Consider the following 971-nt stretch of genomic DNA (forward strand, 5'->3'; position numbering starts at 1 on the left):
ATTGTGTTCGGGGTGTGGCAGGCGAAAATCAAACCTGACCCTCGCGGACCGAACGTATGTGTGTGACCACTGCGGCCTGACGATCGATCGTGATCATAATGCCGCGATCAACCTCGCCCGCCTCGGCGAGACCCACCGCACGGGTGCAACGGGGACCGGTACCGGGAGTAGTCCGGCCGCCACTGTTTCGGGTGGAGACGGACGTGGAGCCACGCGGGAGTCCGCGACTACGGAAGTGGTCAACGCAGCAGGCGATGAAGCGTCAACCCGGCACCAGCAGTCGCTGGGTGAGACCGGGACTGTCTCATCGGAAGGTGAGGCTGCCTGATGGGAAAGCAAACAGGGCGTACTCATGTTTGCTCACCAGAAGGCAACGGATACGTCATCCTGACCGAAGCCATCCGGGATCACGGCGGCATGGCCGCCTACAGCAAGCTCTCCAGTCCCTCGATCGTGCAGGCGGGCGCAAGGGTCCTTGCCGTCGCCGAACCCCAGGTTCTCGAGGGCGAGTGGCACGGCCACCGGACTGTCGTTCTGGAATTCGAGTCCGTCGAGGCGGCGCAGACCTGGTACGAGTCAGAGGACTATCAGAAGGCGCTGCCGCTACGTCAGGCCGCTGCCGACTGCACTGCCGTGATCCTGGAGGGCTTCGGGCGGCCCGCGTCTGCCGGGTAGACAACACACTCTTCGGGCAGCTTCTCGGCGTCGACCTGGGACTTCGGTCCGGGTCGGCGCCTTTTTCATGCCTTGTCCAACTCGACGATTGACGCCGGTCCGGTTCTATGGAAACCTAAGTTTCATCAGTGAGAGCGTCATTCTCACTAGAGAGAGTGCTCTCAGACGAAAGGTAGAGCCTTGCCACACTTCACCAAACCGGCCGCAGGAAGCTGGACCGAGAACTACCCCGAAATCGGCACCGCCCCGGTCGACTACACCGACTCCATCGACCCCGCCTTCTTCGAAGCCGAACG

The 971-nt window shown here is 62.4% G+C and carries 2 protein-coding genes; both read left to right on the forward strand.

Features of this window, described 5'->3' with window-relative positions:
• Nucleotides 1–58: 58 nt before the first annotated feature.
• Nucleotides 59–328 carry a hypothetical protein gene (locus tag MWU77_RS24420; RefSeq protein ID WP_374229978.1) on the forward strand — a complete coding sequence of 90 codons (270 nt, stop codon included), beginning with the start codon at nt 59–61 and terminating at the stop codon, nt 326–328.
• Nucleotides 328–675 carry a DUF1330 domain-containing protein gene (locus tag MWU77_RS24425; RefSeq protein ID WP_281499606.1) on the forward strand — a complete coding sequence of 116 codons (348 nt, stop codon included), beginning with the start codon at nt 328–330 and terminating at the stop codon, nt 673–675. Before MWU77_RS24420 ends, MWU77_RS24425 begins: the two co-directional genes overlap by 1 nt.
• The last annotated feature ends 296 nt before the right edge of the window (nt 676–971 follow it).

Source organism: Rhodococcus sp. F64268, assembly GCF_023015605.1.
Classification (GTDB): Bacteria; Actinomycetota; Actinomycetes; order Mycobacteriales; family Mycobacteriaceae; genus Rhodococcus.

Bases quoted from the DNA above. Each gene is read 5' to 3' on its own strand.
- MWU77_RS24425 (WP_281499606.1), top strand. From the start codon at position 328: ATGGGAAAGCAAACAGGGCGTACTCATGTTTGCTCACCAGAAGGCAAC.